Below are 18,768 nucleotides of genomic sequence, written 5' to 3'. Positions count from 1 at the left end.
CCTTCGTCTGGTTCTGGGGGTCAGGAGCTCTGCTTGAGCGCGCGCTCGCTGATGGACTTGCTGCCGCGGCCGATCGCCAGCAGGCCCGACTGTGCGATCTCCTTGATGCCGTAGGGCTCGAGGAGCCGCAGCAGCGCCTGGCACTTCGGCGAGTCGCCCGTGACCTCGATCACGAGCGCGTCGGTCGTGACATCGACGACTCGCGCGCGGAACAGCGTCGCGGCCTCGAGGATCTGCGACCTCGTCGAGTTGTCGACCCGCACCTTGATGAGCATGTGCTCGCGCTGCACCGACTGGGCGGGCTCGAGCTCGACGATCTTCACGACGTTGATGAGCTTGTTGAGCTGCTTCGTGACCTGCTCGAGCGGCAGGTCCTCGACGTCGACGACCACGGTGATGCGGGACAGACCCGGCACCTCCGTCTTGCCGACCGCGAGCGACTCGATGTTGAAGCCGCGGCGGGCGAAGAGGCCCGCGACGCGGGTCAGGAGGCCCGGCTTGTCCTCCACGAGGAGCGACAGGACGTGCGTGCTCATCACTCCTCCTCCCACACCGGGCTGTGCTCCTTGGCGTACTGCACGAAGGAGTTCGAGACGCCCTGCGGCACCATCGGCCACACCATCGCGTCCTTCGAGACGATGAAGTCGATCACGACCGGGCGGTCGTTCGTCTCGAGCGCGAGCTTGATGGCAGGATCGATCTCCTCCGGCTTCGTCACGCGGATCGCGAGGCAGCCGTATGCCTCGCCGAGCTTGATGAAGTCGGGGATCATCTTCGCGTCGTCGCCGGTCTCGAGGTCGGTGAACGAGTGCCGGCCCTCGTAGAAGAGGCTCTGCCACTGCCGCACCATGCCGAGCGACGAGTTGTTGATGATCGCGACCTTGATCGGGATGTCGTTGAGCGTGCAGGTCGCGAGCTCCTGATTGGTCATCTGGAAGCATCCGTCGCCGTCGATCGCCCAGACGACGCGCTCGGGCTCGGCGACCTTCGCGCCCATCGCGGCAGGCACGGCGTAGCCCATCGTGCCGGCACCGCCGGAGTTGAGCCACGCGTTCGGCCGCTCGTACTCGATGAACTGCGCCGCCCACATCTGGTGCTGGCCGACGCCCGACGCGTAGATCGCCTCGGGGCCGGTGAGCTGGCCGATGCGCTGGATGACGTGCTGCGGCGACAGCTTGCCGTCGCTCGGCTCGGGGAAGCCGAGCGGGAAGCGCTCCTGCAGTCCATGCAGCCGCTCCCACCAGTCGGTGAGGTCGGGCCGCTCGCTCGCGACGAGCTCCTGGAACGCGATCGAGAGGTCGCTCAGCACCTCGCGCACGTCGCCGACGATCGGCACGTCCGCTGGGCGGATCTTCGAGATCTCCGCCGGGTCGACGTCGACGTGGATGACCTTCGCGTTCGGCGCGAACTCGGCGACCTTGCCCGTCACCCGGTCGTCGAAGCGGGCGCCGAGCGCGACGATGAGGTCGCACTCCTGGAACGCGAGCACCGCGGGCACCGTGCCGTGCATCCCGGGCATGCCGAGCTGCTGCGGGTGCGAGTCGGGGAACGCGCCGCGCGCCATGAGCGTCGTCACGACGGGTGCACCGGTCGACTCCGCGAACTCGAGCAGCTCGGCCGACGCCTTCGCGCGGATGACGCCGCCGCCGACGTAGAGCAGCGGTCGCTCGGAGCTCGCGAGCAGCTGCGCCGCGGCGGTGATCTGCTTGCCGTGCGCCTTGACGACCGGGCGGTAGCCGGGCAGGTCGACGCGGTCGGGCCACACGAACGGCGCCGAGTCCTGCTGCGCGTCCTTCGTGATGTCGACGAGCACGGGACCGGGGCGACCGGTGGATGCGATGTGGAACGCCGCGCGCAGCGCGCCCGGCACGTCCTCGGGGCGCGTCACCTGGAAGGTGTGCTTCGTGATGGGCATCACGATGCCGGTGATGTCGGCCTCCTGGAACGCATCCGTGCCGATCAGGTGGCTGAAGACCTGCCCGGTGATCGCGACCATCGGGACCGAGTCCATGTAGGCGTCGGCGAGCGCGGTGACGAGGTTCGTGGCACCGGGGCCGCTCGTCGCGAGGCACACGCCGACCCGGCCGGTCGCGGCCGCGTAGCCCTCGGCGGCGTGGCCGCCGCCCTGCTCGTGGCGCACGAGGATGTGGCGGATCGCCGACTGCTGCATGAGCTCGTCGTAGAAGGGGATGATCGCGCCGCCGGGGATGCCGAAGACGTCGGTGACGCCGAGCAGCTCGAGCGACTTGAGGACGGCTCCCGAGCCGGTGAGGGTCGGGGGCTCGGCGCTGCGCGGCGGGGCAGGCCTTGCGGTGATGGGCATTGCTCTCCTGTGCTGCTGACGGTCGAGATGCGTCAGCCCGTGACGGCGCCGCGAGCGGCGGACTGCACGAGACGGGCGTACTTGGCGAGGACTCCGCGCGTGTAGCGCGGGGGCAGCGGCTCCCAGCCCTCACGCCGGGAGGCGAGCTCTGCCTCGTCGACGATCAGGTCAAGCGAGCGAGCGGCGATGTCGACCCTGATGCGGTCTCCGTCGCGCACGAAGGCGATCGGACCGGAGTCGACCGCCTCAGGGGCGATGTGGCCGATGCACAGGCCGGTTGTGCCGCCTGAGAATCTGCCGTCCGTCAACAGTAGTACATCGCGGCCGAGCCCCGCGCCCTTGATGGCGGCGGTGATCGCGAGCATCTCGCGCATCCCCGGCCCGCCCTTCGGCCCCTCGTAGCGGATGACGACCACGTCTCCCGCTCGGATCTCGCCGTTGGTGAGGGCGTCCATCGCGGCCCGCTCCCGGTCGAACACGCGCGCGGGGCCCTCGAAGACCTCCGCGTCGAAGCCGGCCGTCTTGACGACCGCGCCGTCGGGCGCGAGCGTGCCGTCGAGCACCGTGAGGCCGCCGGTCGCGTGGATGGGGTCCTCGAGCGCGCGCACGACCGTCCCGTCGAGCGGCGCGGGGGCGAGCTCCGCGAGGTTCTCCGCGAGCGTCCGGCCGGTGACGGTGAGCACGTCGCCGTGCAGGAGGCCCGCGTCGAGGAGCGCCTGCATGACGACCGGCATGCCGCCGACGCGGTCGAAGTCCTGCGCGACGTAGGCGCCGAAGGGCTTGACGTCCGCGAGGTGCGGCGAGCGGGCGCCGATGCGGCGGAAGTCCTCGAGGTCGAGCTCGACCTCCGCCTCGTGCGCGATCGCGAGCAGGTGCAGGACGGCGTTCGTCGAGCCGCCGAGCACCATCGCGACGGTGATGGCGTTCTCGAACGCCTCCTTCGTGAGGATGTCGCGGGCGGTGATGCCGCGGCGCAGCAGCTCGACGACGGCCTCGCCCGAGCGGCGCGCGTAGTAGTCGCGGCGGCGGTCGGCCGAGAGCGGCGTCGACGAGCCGGGCAGGCTCATGCCGAGCGCCTCGGCGATGCACGCCATGGTGTTGGCGGTGTACATGCCGCCGCACGCGCCCTCGCCGGGCGCGAAGCCGCACTCGATGCGGTGCAGGTCCTCGGCGGACATCTTGCCCGCCTTGAAGGCGCCGACCGCCTCGAAGGAGTCGATGATCGTGAGCGACTCGGGCACGGTGCCGTCCGAGAGCTTCACGAAGCCGGGCGCGATCGAGCCCGCGTAGACGAACACGCTCGCGAGGTCGAGCCGTGCGGCCGCCATGAGCATGCCGGGCAGCGACTTGTCGCAGCCCGCGAGCAGCACGGTGCCGTCGAGCCGCTCTGCCATCACGACCGTCTCGACGCTGTCGGCGATGACCTCGCGGCTCACGAGCGAGAAGTGCATGCCCTCGTGGCCCATCGAGATGCCGTCGGAGACCGAGACGGTGCCGAACTGCAGCGGGTAGCCGCCGCCGGCGTGCACGCCCTCCTTCGACGAGCGCGCGAGGCGGTCGAGCGAGAGGTTGCACGGCGTGATCTCGTTCCACGAGCTCGCGATGCCGATCTGGGGCTTCTCCCAGTCGCCGTCGCCCATGCCGACGGCCCGCAGCATCCCTCGGCTCGTCGTGGCCTCCACGCCGTCCGTGACGGCGCGCGAGCGCGGCTTGATGTCGATCTCAGGCATGGCCCGATCCTACGCCGCGGGGGATGTCAGATCCGCGCCGCGGAGCGTCGAGTGCCGCTCCTGGACCGCGGCACTCACCCGGAGGGTCTACCGTCGTGTGCATGATCAAGGTCGGGCTGAGCACGATCTCCGTCTTCCCGAAGGGCGTCGAGGAGGGCTTCCGCCTCTCGGCCGAAGCAGGCTACGACGGCGTCGAGGTGATGGTGACGACCGACGCGAAGACGCGCAGCCCCGAGCGCCTGCTCGAGCTCTCGGCGCAGTACGAGCAGCCGATCATGGCGATCCACGCGCCCGTCGTGCTGCTGACGACGTTCGTGTGGGGCCGCGACCCGTTCGTGAAGCTCGACCGCTCTGCCGAGCTCGCCGTCGCGGTCGGCGCGCCGGCGGTCGTCGTGCACCCGCCCTTCCGCTGGCAGGGCAAGTACGCGCGCACCTTCGAGGATGCCGTGCGGCAGACCGAGCGGAAGCACGGCGTCGAGGTCGCGGTCGAGAACATGTTCCCGTGGGCGGCCGGCGGCATCGACCGGCAGGCGTACCTGCCAGGCATCGATCCGAGCGAGATGGACGTCGACCACGCGACGCTCGACTTCTCGCACTGCGCGCTCGCCAAGCGCGACTCGATGGAGCTCGCCCTCGACCTCGGCGATCGGCTGCGGCACGTGCACCTCACCGACGGCGTCGCCGCCGAGGGCGGGCGCATCTTCGACGAGCACCTGCTGCCGGGCCGGGGCAACGAGCCGGTCGCGGAGGTGCTGCGCATGCTCGCCGAGCGGCGCTGGACCGGCCAGGTCGTCGCCGAGATCAAGACCCGCTACGCGCGGAACGAGCGCGAGCGGCTCGCGATGCTGACCGAGACGCTCGAGTTCGCGCGCGAGCACCTGGGGCTGGGTGAGGCGGCGCAGGATGCGGCGCGCGCCGCCGACCGGTAAGCATCGACACCAGGATCGATCGTTCGATCCACGGCGGCGCCTCTCTCCCTCGCCCTGCAGCGCCGCCGTCGGGCTGGCATCCGCGGCGCCGAGCCGCAGCGCTGCGCAGAACGCGACGATGTGCTCACGCGCTCGCGGGCGCCAGGCTATCGAACGCCTTGATGCGCTCCGTCGTGTCCCGCCTGCGCATCGACCGCACGGCGAGCAGCGAGGCGAGCAGCACGATCGCGGCGAAGAGCACGAGCATCCCGATGGCGCCGCCCGACCAGCCGGAGCCCGCCGCGGCAGCGACGAGCGCGTCGACGGCGTGGGTCATCGGCAGCGCCGGAGCGATCGACGCGAACGCGGAGCCGAGCACGTCGCGCGGCAGCACGCCGCCCGCGGCGACGGCCTGCAGCGCGAGCAGCACGAGCGAGACGATCGCCCCGACCGGCCCGAGCCACGCGGTGAGCGCGAGGTTCGCGAGCGCCGCGACCGCGCCGAAGAGCAGCGAGACCGTGAGCGTGATGGGCAGCGCAGACCAGGCCACGCCGCCGATCGCGTGCAGCACGAGCGCGGCGAGCACCGCTTGCAGGGCGATGATCCACGCGGAGCGCACGAGCAGCGCGGTGAGCACGCGGCCGTCGGTCTCGGCCGACGCGGCGACCCGGCGGGCGGAGCGCGCCATGACGAGCACGAGCGCGAGCGCCCCGAGCCACAGGCCGACCGGCACGGCGAGCGAGCCGATGCGCGCCTCCCCGCTCGGCAGCGCGCGGCGCTCCTCGAGGTCGAAGCCGACGGGGTTCGTCGCGACGTCGGCGAGGTCGTCGAGCTCGCCCTCGCTCAGCTGCGGGAGCGCGTCGACGCCCTGCCGGAGCCCGTCGCCGAGCTCACGGGCGCCGTCGCCGAGCTCGCCCGCGCCGGACGCTGCGGAGCGCGCCCCGTCGGCGAGCTGGCCGACGCCGGAGCCGAGATCGCCGAGCCCGGCCGCGAGCTCGTCGGCGCCGCCGGCGAGCTGCGAGGCGCCCGAGACCGACGCGCCGAAGCCGCCGTCGAGCTGCGAGAGCCCGCTCGCGAGCTGCGAGGCGCCGGATCGGAGCGCCGGCGACCCGGCAGAGGCCTGTGCGGCGCCGTCGGCGAGCTGCGCGGCGCCGTCGCGGAGCGGCGCTCCGCCCGCGACGAGCCGGTCGGCCGCGGTGTCGAGCGCGGAGAGGTCGGCCGTCGCCGCGAGCAGTCCCGCGGTGAGGTCGCCGCTGATGTCCTGCTGCGAGAGCTGCCCGAGCGCGCCCGCGAGCTGCTGCGCTTGCGCGAGCGCGGCGGGGTCGGTCGCCGGATCGGCTCGCAGCGCGGCGAGGAGCGATGCGGCGAGCGCGGCCTGGCCGTCGAGCGCGTCCTCGAGATCGCCGATGCCGCCCGCCTCCGCGGCGCCGCCGAGACCCGCGCGCAGCTCGTCACCCGCTTGCTGCACGCCGCGGGCGAAGCGCTCGGTGCCATCGGTGTAGGCGTCGACGCCGCCTGCGAGCGAGCTCGCGCCGCCGGCGAGCGCGTCGACGCCGTCGGTGTAGGCGCCGAGGACGTCGCGCAGCTGCGCCGCGCCGCCGGAGAGCTGCCCGATCCCGGCGTCGGCGCCGCCGAGCCCCGTCGCGAGCTGTCCCGCACCCTCGGCGAGCTGGTCGGCACCGTCCTGCGCGGATCCCGCGCCGGCGCCGAGCTGGTCGAGGCCGTCGGCGAGGTCGCCGAGCCCCGACTCGAGCTCCCCGCCGCCGGAGCCGAGCGCATCCGCCCCGTCCGCCGCGGTGCCGAGCTGCTCGCCGAGCGTGCCGAGGCCGCTGTAGAGCCCCGAGATGAAGCCGGTCGTGACGACGTCGCCGAAGGTGGCGACGATCGACTCCCCCGTCTCGGTCGCGAGGCTCGACGCGAGTCCGCTCGAGGCGGCGTCGGTGACGATCTCGATGCCGGCCTGCCGCGGGTCGTCGCCCTGCAGGCTCAGCACCCGCTCCGAGAAGTCGTCGGGGATCGTGACGACGGCGCGCACCGCGCCCTCCGCGAGCGCCTCCTCGGCGTCCTCCGCGTTCAGGATGCGGAACGCGAACCCGTCGTCCTCGTCGCCGACGAGGTCGGTGACGACCTGCCGGCCGGCGAACATGACCGACTCGGTGCCGTCCTCGGCGGTCGTCGCGAGCATGCGGTCGCTGTTGACGACCGCGGCGGGCACGTCGCGGTCGCCGTCGAGCGCCGGGCCGATCGACCAGGCCGCGAGCGCCGCGACGGCGAACGGGGTGACGGCGGCCGTCGTGAGGGCGACGGCCTTCTTGAGCGAGCTGGTCATCGGTCTGCTCCCGTGGTCGCGAGCGCCTCGGTGCGCGGGTCGGTCGGCGCTGCGCCGGCATCTGCGGCGGACGCGGCGGATGCGGCTTCGGCCGCGAGGCGGTCCTCCTCGGCCGCGTCGGCGGGCTGGGCGTCGACCGCTGCGCGGCCGTGCGCCTCGGGCGCCGCCTCGCTCGAGACGATCGTGGCGTCGGGGCCCGCGAGGCGAGCCGCGAGGCGCGCGGCGCCCGTCGGTGCGCCCGCCGCGGCGTCGATCCAGATGAGGCTCGGGCCGCGCAGGGTCGCGGTCGCGAGCAGCACGGCGGCCCGCTCGAGGGGCGCGAGGCGCGAGAGCGGTGCGGCGGCGTCGATCGGGGCGCCGAGCGCCTCGGCGGCGCGGGCGACGAGCGCTTCCGCGCGGTGGTCGAGCACGGGGCCGGGCGCGAAGGGGCTCCGGAGCGCGAGCGCGGCGCGCGCCGCCTGGTGCGCCGACTCGACGTGGCCGTCGAGATCGACGATCGCGACGCGGCGCCGGAGGGTCGCGACGTCGCCCGGCAGCGCGGCGCCGCCGAGCTGCGCGCGGCCGGCCGCGTCGACGTCGCCGACGAGGGCGTGTGCGAGCCGCTGGCGGTCGGCGAAGCTGCCACCGAGGCGCACGACGGCGCCGCGAGGCGCCGTGAGCGTCCACGACGCGTAGCCCGGCTGCCGCCAGTCCACCTCGGGACGGAAGCGCTCGAGCGCGAGGTGGCCTCCCGCATCCGCCACCCACGCGAGCGCGTCGCGGTGCCGGCCGAGGGTCTCGCCCTCGACGTCCATCTCGGGCATCGCGCGGTCGAGCCAGCGCGGCAGCCACCACGCCCGCTCCCCCATGAGCGTCATGAGGGCGGGGATGAGCGTCATGCGCACGAGGAAGGCGTCGACGGCGACGCCGACGGCGAGGCCGAGCGCGATCGCCTTGATCATCGCCATGCCCTCGGGCACGAACGCGAAGAAGACGAAGAACATGATGAGCGCGGCGGCGGTGACGACGCGTGCGTTCGCCGCGAAGCCGTGGCGGACGGCGCTCACGGCGCCGTGGCCGTGGGCGTGCGCCTCGCGCATGCCGGAGACGAGGAACATCTGGTAGTCCATCGCGAGGCCGAAGAGCACGGCCATGAGCAGCACAGGCATGAACGAGAGGATCGGGCCCGGCTCAGCGTGCAGCAGCTCGATGCCCCAGCCCCACTGCATGACCGCGACGACGACGCCGAAGGCGGCGAGCACCGAGCCGATGAAGCCGAGCGCGGCGGTGACCGGCACGAGGATCGAGCGGAACACGAGCATGAGCAGCACGATCGCGAGCGAGACGACGACGATGCCGAAGGGCAGCAGCGCGTCCTGCAGGCGCTGGGAGACGTCGATCTGCACCGCGGTCGCGCCCGTGACGGCGATCGCGGTGCCGTGCTCCTCCTCGAGCGCCGGGGCGGCGTCGCGGATCGCGCGCACGACGTCGGCCGTCGCGGGGTCGGCGGGGCCGGTCTCGGCGATCACCTGCACGATCGCGGTGTCGACCGTCTCGTCGGGGAAGGCGCTGCCGATGCGCTCGACGCCGGGGATCTCGGCGAGGTCGTCGGCGAGCGCCTCGAGCACGGGCAGCACGTCGGTGATCTGCGTGATGTCAGCCATCACGACGAGCGGGCCCGTGACGCCTTCGCCGAAGCCCTCCTGCAGGGTGTCGTAGGCGATGCGCTGCGTCGAGCCCTGCGCCTCACGGCCGTTGTCGGGGAGCGCGAGCTCGAGGCTCGCGGCGGGGATCGCGGCGACCCCCATGACGGCGAGCACGCCGACGACCGCGACCCACGGGCGCTTGGTGATGCCCGTGACCCAGCGCATGCCGAGCGTCCGGCGCTCGTCGACATCGCGCTCGGCGAGCCGCGCGGCGCGGCTGCCGGGCTTCGGCCGCAAGCGCTCGCCGAGGAGCGCCATGATCGCGGGCAGGAGCGTGACCGCGGCCGCGACGGCGATGATGACCGAGATCGCGGCACCGATGCCCATGATCGAGAGGAAGGGGATGCCGACGATGAGCAGGCCCGCGAGCGCGACGACGACCGTGAGGCCCGCGAAGAGCACGGCGGTGCCGGCCGTGCCGACCGCGAGCGAGCCCGACTCGATCACGCCCATGCCGCGGGCGAGCTGCGAGCGGTGCTTCGAGAGGATGAAGAGCGCGTAGTCGATGCCGACGGCGAGGCCGATCATGAGCGCCATGAGCGGCGCGGAGTTCGAGACCGTCACGAGCGCCGACGCGCCCAGCACCCCGCCCATCGTGATCGCGACGCCGACGATCGCGGTGATGAGCGGCAGCCCCGCGGTCAGGAGCGACCAGAAGGTGACGAACAGCACGATGCCGGCGAAGAGCACGCCGACGCCCTCGACCCAGGAGATGGGCACGTTCGAGGCCTGGAAGACCTGGCCGCCGAACTCGACGGTCAGTCCCGTCGCGCGCGGCGCATCCGCCGTCGCGACGAGCTCGTCGAGGCCCGCGAGGGTGCCGCTCGTCTCGCGCGGCTCGAACTGCACCTGCGCGTAGGCGATGCGGCCGTCGTCGGAGATCTGGTCGGCAGCGAACTCGTCCCACGGGGTGACCGCGGCCGCGATGCCGTCGATCGCGGTGATCTCGTCGACCTGCCGCTCGATCGCGTCGCGGTGCTGCTCGATCGAGTCGCCCTCGGGCGCCTCGTAGACGACCTGCACCGCGGCGCCCGCGACCTGCGGGAAGACGCTGCCCAGGCGGTCAAGCGCCTCCTGGGACTCGGTGCCGGGGATGTCGAACGACTCCTGCATGTCGGGGCCGAGTGCGAAGGCGCCGCCGAGCGCGGCGGCGACGGCGAGCAGCCATGCGGCGATGACGAGGCGGGCGCGACGCATCGATCCGGCGCCGATGCGGGAGAGCCAGGTGGCCATCAGCAGGTCCCCTCGAGGGACTGGGGCTGCGCGAGGCACAGCTCGAGCAGCGTGTCGATGAAGATCTCGCGCATCTCGGCGGGGTCGACGTACTCGCGCTCGTCGTCGAGCGCGTCGCCGAGGATGAAGGCGACGCCCGCGAGGCCGATCGAGACGCGCGTGAGCACGCGGGCGCTCGGCGCCTCCTGGACGAGGGTGCTCGCGATCGCGTCGACGAGCGCGTTCGCGCGGCCGATGACCGGCACGTCGCGGAGCGCGCCGCGCTGGGTGACGAAGACCGAGACGGCGGCGCTGTGGGCCATGAGCACGTCGACGAAGCCGGTCGCGAGCGCCGGGACCGCCTCGAGCTTGTCGGGGCCGGCCTGCGGGAGCGCGGCGACGAGCGCCGACATCGCGTCGATCGCAGGCTGCATCGCGGCCTCGAGGAGCGCTTCCTTCGACTCGAAGTGGTAGAGCACGGACGACTTGGACGTGCCCACGTCGTCGGCGATCTGCTGGATCGAGCTGCCGAGGTACCCGGTGCGGGCGAAGCGCTCGAGCGCCGCCTGCAGGATCGTGTCGCGAGTGGTCACGATCGACCATCGTACTGACCGATCGGTCAGAGTTCGACCGATCGGTCAGCCGCATCGCCCGGCCGGTGCCTCGACCCGGTCAGAACGGCAGCGGTGGAGCGTTCGGGCCGCCCTGCGCGGTCGATTCGAGCGACGGCCCGTACCACTCGCGGAGCGCGGCGGGATCGGGCTCGGGCCAGGTCGTCGGGTCGTCCCAGCGGCCGAGGCGATCGAGTGCCGCGCGCTGATCGGCACGCCGCTGCGCGCGAGTGCGCTTCGGCGGCCTCGGCCGCGACCGGGGCATGTCGGTGAAGACCGGCCCGACCGGTTCCGGCAGGTCGTCGATCACCTGCCCCAGCGGCGAGGTCCAGCGCAGCACTCCGCCGGGAAGCTGCTCGACGGCCCAGCGCGAGTCGTGCTTGAGGCAATGATCCCGGCGGCAGATGTGGGCGAGGTTCGACAGGCTCGTCCCGCCGCCTTCCGACCACGGCTTCGTGTGGTCGAGGTCGGCGAGGCGCGCCGGGCGGTCGCAACCGGGCGCGCGACAGCGCAGGTCGCGGCCGAGGAGCGCGTGCCGCTGCGCTGCGCTCGGCGTATACGAGTCGACCGTGACCGCGACGCCGGTGACCGGGTGCGTGAACAGCCGCAGCCACGTGGGCGCCTCCCCCGCCAGCCGCCTGGCGGTGTCGAGATCGACGATCACCTTCCCGTCGAGCATCGCCGGGAAGTCGTGCCCGGCCGCTTCGGCCTCGGCGGCAGTGCCGTCGAAGCAGAGCGCATCCGCGGGCATCACGATCATCGGCTTGACCTGGATGCCGGAGGCGCCGTGAAGGTCCTCCGGCACCACCCCGCCGAGCAGCAGCTCCTCGAGCGCATCCGCGCGGAACTGGTCGATCGTGCGCGGATCGTCCTTCGACCTGGCTCGGGCGGCCTGCGTCAGCCGGTCCATTGCGGCGTGCGCCTTCACCGTCGACATGAGGGCGTAGAAGTGCACCATCCCGTCGCCCGCATCGCTCACCTCGACCCTCCGCCGCTGCCTCGCGGTCTCGTGCCGGATCTGCAGCGGCGTCGTGAGCGCGTCGTTGACGAGCTGCTTCGCGCGCGAGCGCAGCCGGCTCACGCTCGAGCGCTCCGCCGCGTCGACGAGCACCGCCACGACGCGCTCGCGATCAGCGGCCGTGAGCTGCTCGTCCTCGCGCAGCGGCCGCGTCTCGGCCTCGATCACCCGCAGGTGGCTCGTCGTGATCCGCCCCTCCGCCGCTGCCTCGTGCGCCGCGGGCAGGGTCGTCACGATCGCCCACGCGTCGCTCATGCGCCGCTCGACGGTCGTCGAAGCGAGCCCGACCTCGACCGCCGCGAACGACGCGAGCTCGCGCAGCATCGCGCCGGTGTCGCCGGGCTGGTCGATCATCCGCTGCAGGTGCTCGGCCATGAGCGCCCGCCGCTCACCTTCGATGCGCGAGGTCTCAGCCTCGAGCGCCGCGAACCGCTCCACGAACTCCGCATCGAGCCGCAGCCGCCGCCCGGCCGCCGACTCCGGCGGGCTCGGCAGCGGCGGGATCGGCGCGCCGCGCTCCGCCGCGGCCGTCACCTGCTCCTCGGACATCGCGACCACCTGCGCCGACAGCTCGAGCCAGAACGCGTCGAGCTCCGCATCCGCCGCGATCTCTGCAGCCGAGCGCGGTTCGAGCCACGGCGCGTCCAGCGCTCCCGCCCCCTCGCCCGGTCCCGTCGTCATGCCCCGATTCTCCTCGGCACCACCCACACGCGCGCGGCGCGGACCGGCACTTGTGGAGAGCGTTCGCGAGCGCGCTCCAGGCATCCGTGCACGCTCGCGCGCTAGGTTTGCTCGGACGAGGAGGCGGCATGCGCAAGTACCTGTTCAACCCGGGCGTCGTGACATCGGTCGCGAGCGGCATCGGCATCGCGAAGGCGACCCAGAAGGGCCCGCGCGACTGGCGGCTCGCCCTGCTGTGGGTCAGCTGGGGCATCGGCGTCGCGCTCGCGATCGGCGCCGTGAACCAGCGCGACGAGGGCACGCGGCAGCAGGAGCTCGAGCGCGAGCTCGAGAAGGCCGCCAAGAAGCGCCGCTGACCCGATGGCGGCGTCTCCGGCCGATGCGCGCGTCGTGGTCATCGGCGACGCGCTCGTCGACGCGATCGACGGCGCCTCGCACCCCGGCGGTGCCGCGCTCAACGTCGCGATCGGCCTGACCCGGCTCGGCGTGCCCGCGCGGCTCATCGCGATGGTGGGCGACGACGAACCCGGCCGAGTGCTGCGCGAGCACTGCGGGCGCCACGGCGTCGAGCTCGTCGCGACACCCGCGCCGCTCGGCACCGCTGTCGCGACCGCCGTGCGCGACGGCGACACGATGCGCTACGAGTTCAACGCCGCGGGCGTCGAGCGCTTCGTCGACCTCGAGGGGCTCGAACCGCTGCTCGCAGAGGCTCCGCTCGTCGTCGTCTCCTGCCTCGCCCTCGAGCACGAGCGGCAGGTCGCGCCGCTCCTCGCGCTCGATCGCTCCGCCGAGCGGCTCCTCATCGACCCGAACGCCCGCCCCGCCTACCTGCGCGAGACCGGCGCGGTCGCGCGCTTCGCGCAGGGCCTCGACGCCCTCGCCGCCTGCGCGCTGCTCGTGAAGCTCTCCGACGAGGACGCCGAGCTCGTCTACGGCGAGGACGCCGACGAGACCGCCTCGCGGCTCGTCGCGGCCGGCGCCCGGGCGGTCGCCGTCACGCGCGGTCCCGGCGGCGCGACGATCCTCACCGCCGACGGCGCGGTCGACGCGGCGGTGCCCGCGCTTGCGGCGCCCATCGTCGACACGATCGGGGCCGGTGACAGCGTGCTCGCGTCACTCACCGCATCCGTCGTCTCCGGCGCCCGCGGCTGGGCCGGCCCGCTCGAGCGCGCGATGGCCGTCGCGGCCGCCACGACGCGCTCCGCTGGAGGGCTGCTGCAGCTGCCGGGCTGACGGGTGCGGCACGGGAGCGCGCCTAGCATGGGGCAATGGCTCTCAAGTCGCTCGACCAGTCGTCGAAGCTCAAGCACGTGCTCTACGAGATCCGCGGCCCGGTGGCCGCCGAGGCGGCGCGGCTCGAGGCGGAGGGCCACCGGATCCTGAAGCTCAACATCGGCAACCCCGCGCCGTTCGGGTTCGAGACGCCCGACACGATCGTGCAGGACATGATCGCCAACCTGCACGCCGCGCAGGGCTACTCCGACTCGAAGGGCGTGCTGCCCGCCCGCCGCGCGGTCGTCGCGCGCTACGAGGACGTGCCGGGCTTCCCGCAGCTCACGGTCGACGACGTCTACCTCGGCAACGGCGTCTCGGAGCTCATCACGATGACGATGCAGGCGCTGCTCGACGCGGGCGACGAGGTGCTGATCCCGGCGCCCGACTACCCGCTCTGGACGGCGATGACGTCGCTCGGCGGCGGCACGCCGATCCACTACCTGACGGATGAGTCGGCGGGCTGGGCGCCGGACCTCGCCGACGTCGAGGCCAAGATCACCCCGCGCACGAAGGCGATCGTCGTCATCAACCCGAACAACCCGACGGGCGCCGTGTACTCGCGCGAGGTGCTGCAGGGCATCGTCGACCTCGCGCGGCGGCACTCGCTGCTCATCCTCGCCGACGAGATCTACGACCGGATCCTCTACGACGACGCCGAGCACGTCTCGATCGCGACGCTCGCACCAGACCTGCTGACGCTCACCTACAACGGCCTGTCGAAGACGTACCGCGCGGCAGGCTTCCGTGCCGCGTGGCTCGCGATCACCGGGCCGAAGGACCATGCGCAGGGCTTCCTCGAGGGGCTCACGCTGCTCGCCTCGACGCGGCTGTGCCCGAACGTGCCGGCGCAGTACGGCATCCAGGTCGCGCTCGGCGGCCACCAGTCGATCGAGGACCTCATCCTGCCCGGCGGGCGTCTGCTCGAGCAGCGCGACGCTGCCGTGCAGGGGCTCAACGCGATCCCCGGCGTGAGCGTCGTGAACCCGAAGGGCGCGCTCTACGCCTTCCCACGGCTCGATCCCGAGGTGCACGAGATCCACGACGACGCGCGGCTCGCGCTCGACCTGCTGCGGCAGGAGAAGATCCTCGTCACGCATGGCACGGGCTTCAACTGGCCCGCGCCCGACCACTTCCGGATCGTGACGCTGCCGTGGAAGCGCGACCTCGTCACCGCGGTCGAGCGGATCGGCAACTTCCTGGCGTCGTACCGGCAGTAGCCGGGCCACGGCCGGACCAGCGCCGACCGCGCATGGGCGGCTAGCCCTGGCCGGGCCCGCCGAACGCCTCGCCCGGCGCGGGGGTCGGGCACACGGTCGACTCGCCGAACGCGCCGACCTCAGCGCGGACGGCGACGCCGTCGGTCGCCCTCGCGACCGTGAAGGCGATGCCCTCGAGCGATCCCGCCGTCGGCACGTTCCCAACCGTCGCGCCGTCGACGCTCCCGTCCTCGGCCTGCGTGATCCGCACCGGCACGATGAGGTCGGCGGTCGGATGCTGCGTGAGCCAGTTCGCGGTCTCGATGACGCCCATGTCGGGAATCGTCCAGTACCCAGTCGCGAGGCCCATCGGCTCACACCACCAGCCTTGGGACGAGCCCTCGAGCACGATCGCGCCGTCCGGCATCGTCGGCGAGCTCACCGCGCTCGGAGGCAGCACTGCGGCCGCGAGCCACGCATCGGCGCGCTGCTGCGCGGAGGCACCGGCCGCAGGGGCCGCCGACGCCTCCGACGACACGTTGACCGGCGCAGCGCTCGCGTCGGGGCTCGGCGTCGATGGCGCGGAACCGACCGAACCCACGCCATCCGTGGCGCAGCCCGAGAGCCCGGCGGTCAGCATCAACGATCCGAGCAGGAGCAGGCGGCGCTGGCGCATAGGGCCACCATAGCCGCGGCTCGATCGGATGCAGGTCGCGACAGAAGAGCAGAGCCCCTGACCGGTGATCGCTCACCAGCCAGGGGCTCTTCGTCTCGTACACCCCCCGGGACTCGAACCCGGAACCAATTGATTAAGAGTCAACTGCTCTGCCAATTGAGCTAGAGGTGCATGGTCTCTCGACCGAGGAACAACGATAGCACAGCCGCCGGGCCCCCTCCACCGGGCCGCCCTGCCCGGGCCCGGCCGACGCATCCGCTCTGCTTGGATGGAGGGGATGACCCACCTCCAGCCCGGCATGCCCGCACCCGACTTCACCCTCCCCGACCAGGACGGCTCGAGCGTCTCGCTCGCCGACCTCCGCGGCCGGAAGGTGATCGTCTACTTCTACCCCGAGGCGCTCACCGTCGCGTGCAAGCAGCAGGCGTGCGACTTCCGCGACGCGCTGCCCGACCTCGGCGAGCACGGCTACGCCGTCGTCGGCATCTCGAAGGACCCCGTAGAGAAGCTCGCGAGGGCGCGCGACAAGGACGACATCACCTTCCCGCTGCTGAGCGACGAGAGCCTCGACGTGCACCGCGCGTGGGGCACGTTCGGCGAGAAGAACAGCTACGGCCGCATCGCCCTGGGCGTGCGCCGCTCGACCTTCGTGCTCGACGAGCAGGGCGTCATCACGCACGCCTTCTACAACACGAAGGCGAAGGGCCACCTCGACATGCTCGACAAGCGGCTCGCCTTCCGCGGCTGAGCCGGCCGGCTCACTCCTCCCGGCGCAGCCAGCCGGTGACGCTCGCGCGCAGCGCGGGGATGAAGATCGCGGCCGAGAGGCCGGCGAGGATGAGCGCGAGCCACACCGGGCCCTCGCCGCCGTCGAACGTGCCGAGGGCGACGCCGAGCTGCAGCACCGACCACACGACGGCGGCCGAGCGCGACCACGCACGGCCGTCGAGCATCGCCTTGCCGGCGAGCGCGAGGAAGAGCGCCGCACCCGCTGCGAGCACCGCGAGGAAGAGGCCGCCGGCGATGTGCTCGGCGGCGCTCCCGAGCGCTCCGAACGCCAGCCAGACGGCCAGAGCGATCATGCCGAGGCCCTCGACGAGCAGCAGCAGACCGACGGTCGTCGCGGTCTTCGGGCGCACCCTCGCGTCATCGCTCACAGCAGAAAACCCTTGCCTCTCCGGAGTGCCTGTGGAAGCATGGAACGTCGGGCGGCAGTGCTGCAGCGCCCAAAGACTTCTGCGCTGCGGCTGTTCCGCGAGCGCGCTCTCCCCCTCCAATGTACAAGGAGCACATGTATGGACTGGCGTGATGACGCTGCCTGCCTGACGGTAGACCCCGAGCTGTTCTTCCCGGTGGGCAACACCGGCCCGGCTCTCGAGCAGATCGAGAAGGCCAAGGCCGTGTGCGCGACGTGCCCGGTGACCGAGATGTGCCTGCAGTACGCGCTCGAGACGAGCCAGGACTCCGGTGTGTGGGGCGGCCTCTCCGAGGACGAGCGCCGCGCCCTCAAGCGCCGCGCCGCGCGCGCCCGTCGCGCCGGCTGACGCAGCAGCAACGTCGAGAGCGGGGTCGCCTGAGGGCGGCCCCGCTTCTTCGTGGGCGGATGCGTCGGGCTCAGTCCTCGTCGTGCTCGCGGATGTAGGCGAGCGGCACCCGCACCGTGACCTCGGTGCCCTCGACCGCGCGAGCTCCCCAGTCGATCGTCCCCGAGAGCTCGCCGGTGACGAGCGTCTTCACGATCTGCGTGCCGAGCCCCGAGCCGACGCGGCCCGCGGGCAGCCCCACGCCGTTGTCGCAGACCTGCACGGTGAGCCAGCCGTCCGCGCGTCGCGCGGTGATCCGCACGAGCCCGTCCTGCTTGCCCGCGAGCCCGTGCTCGACCGCGTTGGTCACGAGCTCGGTGAGCGCGAGCGCGAGCGGCGTCGCGTAGCCGCTCGGCAGCACGCCGAACGACCCGATGCGCTCCGTGCGCACCCGCGCCGAGTGCAGCGACGCCAGCTCGCTCGTCAGCTTCATCGCGCGGTCGAAGACCGCGTCGAAGTCGACCGATTGGCTGAGCCCCTCCGAGAGCGTGTCGTGCACGACCGCGATCGACGAGACCCGGCGCTCTGCGTCCTGCAGCGAGGTGCGCGCCTCCTCGCTCTTCGTGCGCCGCGACTGGATGCGCAGCAGTGCCGCGACGGTCTGCAGGTTGTTCTTCACCCGGTGGTGGATCTCGCGGATCGTCGCATCCTTGGTGATGAGCGTCTGCTCCTGCACGCGCAGGTCGGTGACGTCGCGCACGAGCACGATCGCCCCGAGGCGCTGGGAACCGGTGCGCAGCGGCACGGCGCGGAGCGAGAGCGTCACGTGGCGCGTCTCGATGTCGGTGCGCCACGGCGCACGGCCGGTGACGACGAGCGGCAGCGCCTCCTCGACCTCGTGGGAGTCGTCGAGCAGGTCGGTCGTGATCTCGGCTAGCGACTCGCCCTCGAGCTCGCCGTCGAAGCCGAGCCGCGTGAACGCCGAGAGCGCGTTCGGGCTCGCGAACGTGACGACGCCCGCCTGGTCGAGCCGCATGAGACCGTCGGATGCGCGCACGGCACCGCGCCGAGGCTCGGTGGGTGCGGCCTGGTCGGGGAAGTCGGCGCTCGCGATCATGCGGAAGAGCTCGTCGGCGCACTCCTTGAAGGTGCGCTCGAGCCGACCGGCGCTGCGCGTGTCGGCGTAGTTCGAGTGCCGCGTGATGACGGCGAGCGGTCGCTCGACCACTCGGGTCGACGGCTCGACCTCGCGCCGCCGCACGGGGATGGCGCGCACCTTCGCGTCGCCCTCGGCGCTCCACACGGGCGAGTCGCCCGTGAGCGCGACGCCCTCCTCGAACGCGCGCGACACCTGCTCGCGCCACGCATTGCGCACCGGCTGCCCCACGATGTCGCGGTAGAAGAGCGTCGCGGCGCCGGCCGGGCGCGCGTGCTGCGCGGCGATGAAGCCGTCGTCGTCGCCGGTCGGCAGCCACAGGACGATGTCGCCGATCGCGAGATCGGCGAGCAGCTGGAAGTCGGAGACGAGCCGGTGCAGCCAGCGCAGATCGTCGTCGCTGACGGTCCCGTACCGCTGGGCGATCGACGTGAGGCTCGTCACC

The 18,768-nt window shown here is 72.8% G+C and carries 16 protein-coding genes and 1 tRNA gene; 6 read left to right on the top strand and 11 right to left on the bottom strand.

Features of this window, described 5'->3' with window-relative positions; all coding sequences use genetic code 11:
* Positions 1-20: 20 nt before the first annotated feature.
* Genes ilvN through ilvD form a run of 3 tightly spaced genes read right to left on the bottom strand, consistent with a single transcriptional unit; the run spans position 21 to position 4,053 of the window.
* Entirely contained in the window at positions 21-536 is a 516-nt protein-coding gene (gene ilvN / locus ACP7BI_RS02400; protein WP_425843509.1) for an acetolactate synthase small subunit, read from the bottom strand.
* Entirely contained in the window at positions 536-2,359 is a 1,824-nt protein-coding gene (locus tag ACP7BI_RS02395) for an acetolactate synthase large subunit (protein ID WP_425843550.1), read from the bottom strand. The genes ilvN and ACP7BI_RS02395 overlap by 1 nt, the downstream gene beginning before the upstream one ends.
* On the bottom strand, positions 2,356-4,053 hold the full coding sequence (ilvD, locus tag ACP7BI_RS02390) for a dihydroxy-acid dehydratase (RefSeq protein WP_425843508.1): 1,698 nt from the start codon (positions 4,051-4,053) through the stop codon (positions 2,356-2,358). Before ilvD ends, ACP7BI_RS02395 begins: the two co-directional genes overlap by 4 nt.
* Positions 4,054-4,154: 101 nt before the next feature.
* Between ilvD and ACP7BI_RS02385 the strand changes: the two genes are divergently transcribed.
* On the top strand, positions 4,155-4,982 hold the full coding sequence (locus tag ACP7BI_RS02385; RefSeq protein ID WP_425843507.1) for a sugar phosphate isomerase/epimerase family protein: 828 nt from the start codon (positions 4,155-4,157) through the stop codon (positions 4,980-4,982).
* A 124-nt stretch (positions 4,983-5,106) separates the two neighbouring features.
* On the opposite strand, the gene ACP7BI_RS02380 is transcribed toward ACP7BI_RS02385, so the two are convergent.
* The 4 genes from ACP7BI_RS02380 to ACP7BI_RS02365 all read right to left on the bottom strand — a co-directional run bounded on the left by ACP7BI_RS02380 (position 5,107) and on the right by ACP7BI_RS02365 (position 12,497).
* The gene (locus ACP7BI_RS02380) at positions 5,107-7,290 is read right to left on the bottom strand and encodes a hypothetical protein (protein ID WP_425843506.1); all 2,184 of its coding nucleotides are present in this window, start codon (positions 7,288-7,290) and stop codon (positions 5,107-5,109) included.
* Positions 7,287-10,208 (bottom strand): MMPL family transporter, encoded by a 2,922-nt coding sequence (locus ACP7BI_RS02375; RefSeq protein WP_425843505.1) that lies wholly within the window; start codon positions 10,206-10,208, stop codon positions 7,287-7,289. The genes ACP7BI_RS02380 and ACP7BI_RS02375 overlap by 4 nt, the downstream gene beginning before the upstream one ends.
* Positions 10,208-10,780, bottom strand: a complete 573-nt coding sequence (locus ACP7BI_RS02370; RefSeq protein ID WP_425843504.1) for a TetR/AcrR family transcriptional regulator — start codon at positions 10,778-10,780, stop codon at positions 10,208-10,210. The genes ACP7BI_RS02375 and ACP7BI_RS02370 overlap by 1 nt, the downstream gene beginning before the upstream one ends.
* Positions 10,781-10,859: 79 nt before the next feature.
* Positions 10,860-12,497, bottom strand: a complete 1,638-nt coding sequence (locus ACP7BI_RS02365; protein WP_425843503.1) for a DUF222 domain-containing protein — start codon at positions 12,495-12,497, stop codon at positions 10,860-10,862.
* Between the two features lie 128 nt (positions 12,498-12,625).
* On the opposite strand from ACP7BI_RS02365, the gene ACP7BI_RS02360 reads away from it, so the two are divergent.
* Genes ACP7BI_RS02360 through ACP7BI_RS02350 form a run of 3 tightly spaced genes read left to right on the top strand, consistent with a single transcriptional unit; the run spans position 12,626 to position 14,989 of the window.
* A complete protein-coding gene (locus tag ACP7BI_RS02360; RefSeq protein WP_211448122.1) occupies positions 12,626-12,853 on the top strand; it encodes a hypothetical protein in 228 nt (75 codons plus the stop codon).
* A gap of 4 nt (positions 12,854-12,857) precedes the next feature.
* Positions 12,858-13,730 carry a PfkB family carbohydrate kinase gene (locus ACP7BI_RS02355; protein ID WP_425843502.1) on the top strand — a complete coding sequence of 291 codons (873 nt, stop codon included), beginning with the start codon at positions 12,858-12,860 and terminating at the stop codon, positions 13,728-13,730.
* A gap of 35 nt (positions 13,731-13,765) precedes the next feature.
* Entirely contained in the window at positions 13,766-14,989 is a 1,224-nt protein-coding gene (locus ACP7BI_RS02350; RefSeq protein WP_425843501.1) for a pyridoxal phosphate-dependent aminotransferase, read from the top strand.
* A gap of 40 nt (positions 14,990-15,029) precedes the next feature.
* Here the strand turns inward: ACP7BI_RS02350 and ACP7BI_RS02345 are convergent, their stop codons facing one another.
* Together ACP7BI_RS02345 and ACP7BI_RS02340 are read right to left on the bottom strand one after the other, a co-directional pair.
* Entirely contained in the window at positions 15,030-15,644 is a 615-nt protein-coding gene (locus ACP7BI_RS02345; RefSeq protein ID WP_425843500.1) for a hypothetical protein, read from the bottom strand.
* Positions 15,645-15,742: 98 nt separating this feature from the next.
* Positions 15,743-15,815 (bottom strand) — tRNA-Lys (locus ACP7BI_RS02340).
* Positions 15,816-15,921: 106 nt separating this feature from the next.
* Here ACP7BI_RS02340 and bcp point away from each other — a divergent pair.
* Complete coding sequence (gene bcp / locus ACP7BI_RS02335) at positions 15,922-16,392, top strand: thioredoxin-dependent thiol peroxidase (protein WP_425843499.1); 471 nt, start codon at positions 15,922-15,924, stop codon at positions 16,390-16,392.
* A gap of 10 nt (positions 16,393-16,402) precedes the next feature.
* Here the strand turns inward: bcp and ACP7BI_RS02330 are convergent, their stop codons facing one another.
* Positions 16,403-16,801 (bottom strand): hypothetical protein, encoded by a 399-nt coding sequence (locus tag ACP7BI_RS02330; protein ID WP_425843498.1) that lies wholly within the window; start codon positions 16,799-16,801, stop codon positions 16,403-16,405.
* A 138-nt stretch (positions 16,802-16,939) separates the two neighbouring features.
* On the opposite strand from ACP7BI_RS02330, the gene ACP7BI_RS02325 reads away from it, so the two are divergent.
* Positions 16,940-17,188 (top strand): WhiB family transcriptional regulator, encoded by a 249-nt coding sequence (locus ACP7BI_RS02325; protein WP_021010012.1) that lies wholly within the window; start codon positions 16,940-16,942, stop codon positions 17,186-17,188.
* Positions 17,189-17,258: 70 nt separating this feature from the next.
* Here ACP7BI_RS02325 and ACP7BI_RS02320 read toward each other — a convergent pair whose 3' ends face one another.
* Positions 17,259-18,767 carry a sensor histidine kinase gene (locus tag ACP7BI_RS02320; protein WP_425843497.1) on the bottom strand — a complete coding sequence of 503 codons (1,509 nt, stop codon included), beginning with the start codon at positions 18,765-18,767 and terminating at the stop codon, positions 17,259-17,261.
* Between the last annotated feature and the right edge of the window lies 1 nt (position 18,768).

The sequence above is a fragment of the Agrococcus sp. TSP3-2-1 genome (assembly GCF_049897585.1).
Classification (GTDB): domain Bacteria; phylum Actinomycetota; class Actinomycetes; order Actinomycetales; family Microbacteriaceae; genus Agrococcus.
The sequence above is the reverse complement of the archived record's forward strand: the minus strand, read 5'-3'. Positions and strand labels throughout refer to the sequence as shown.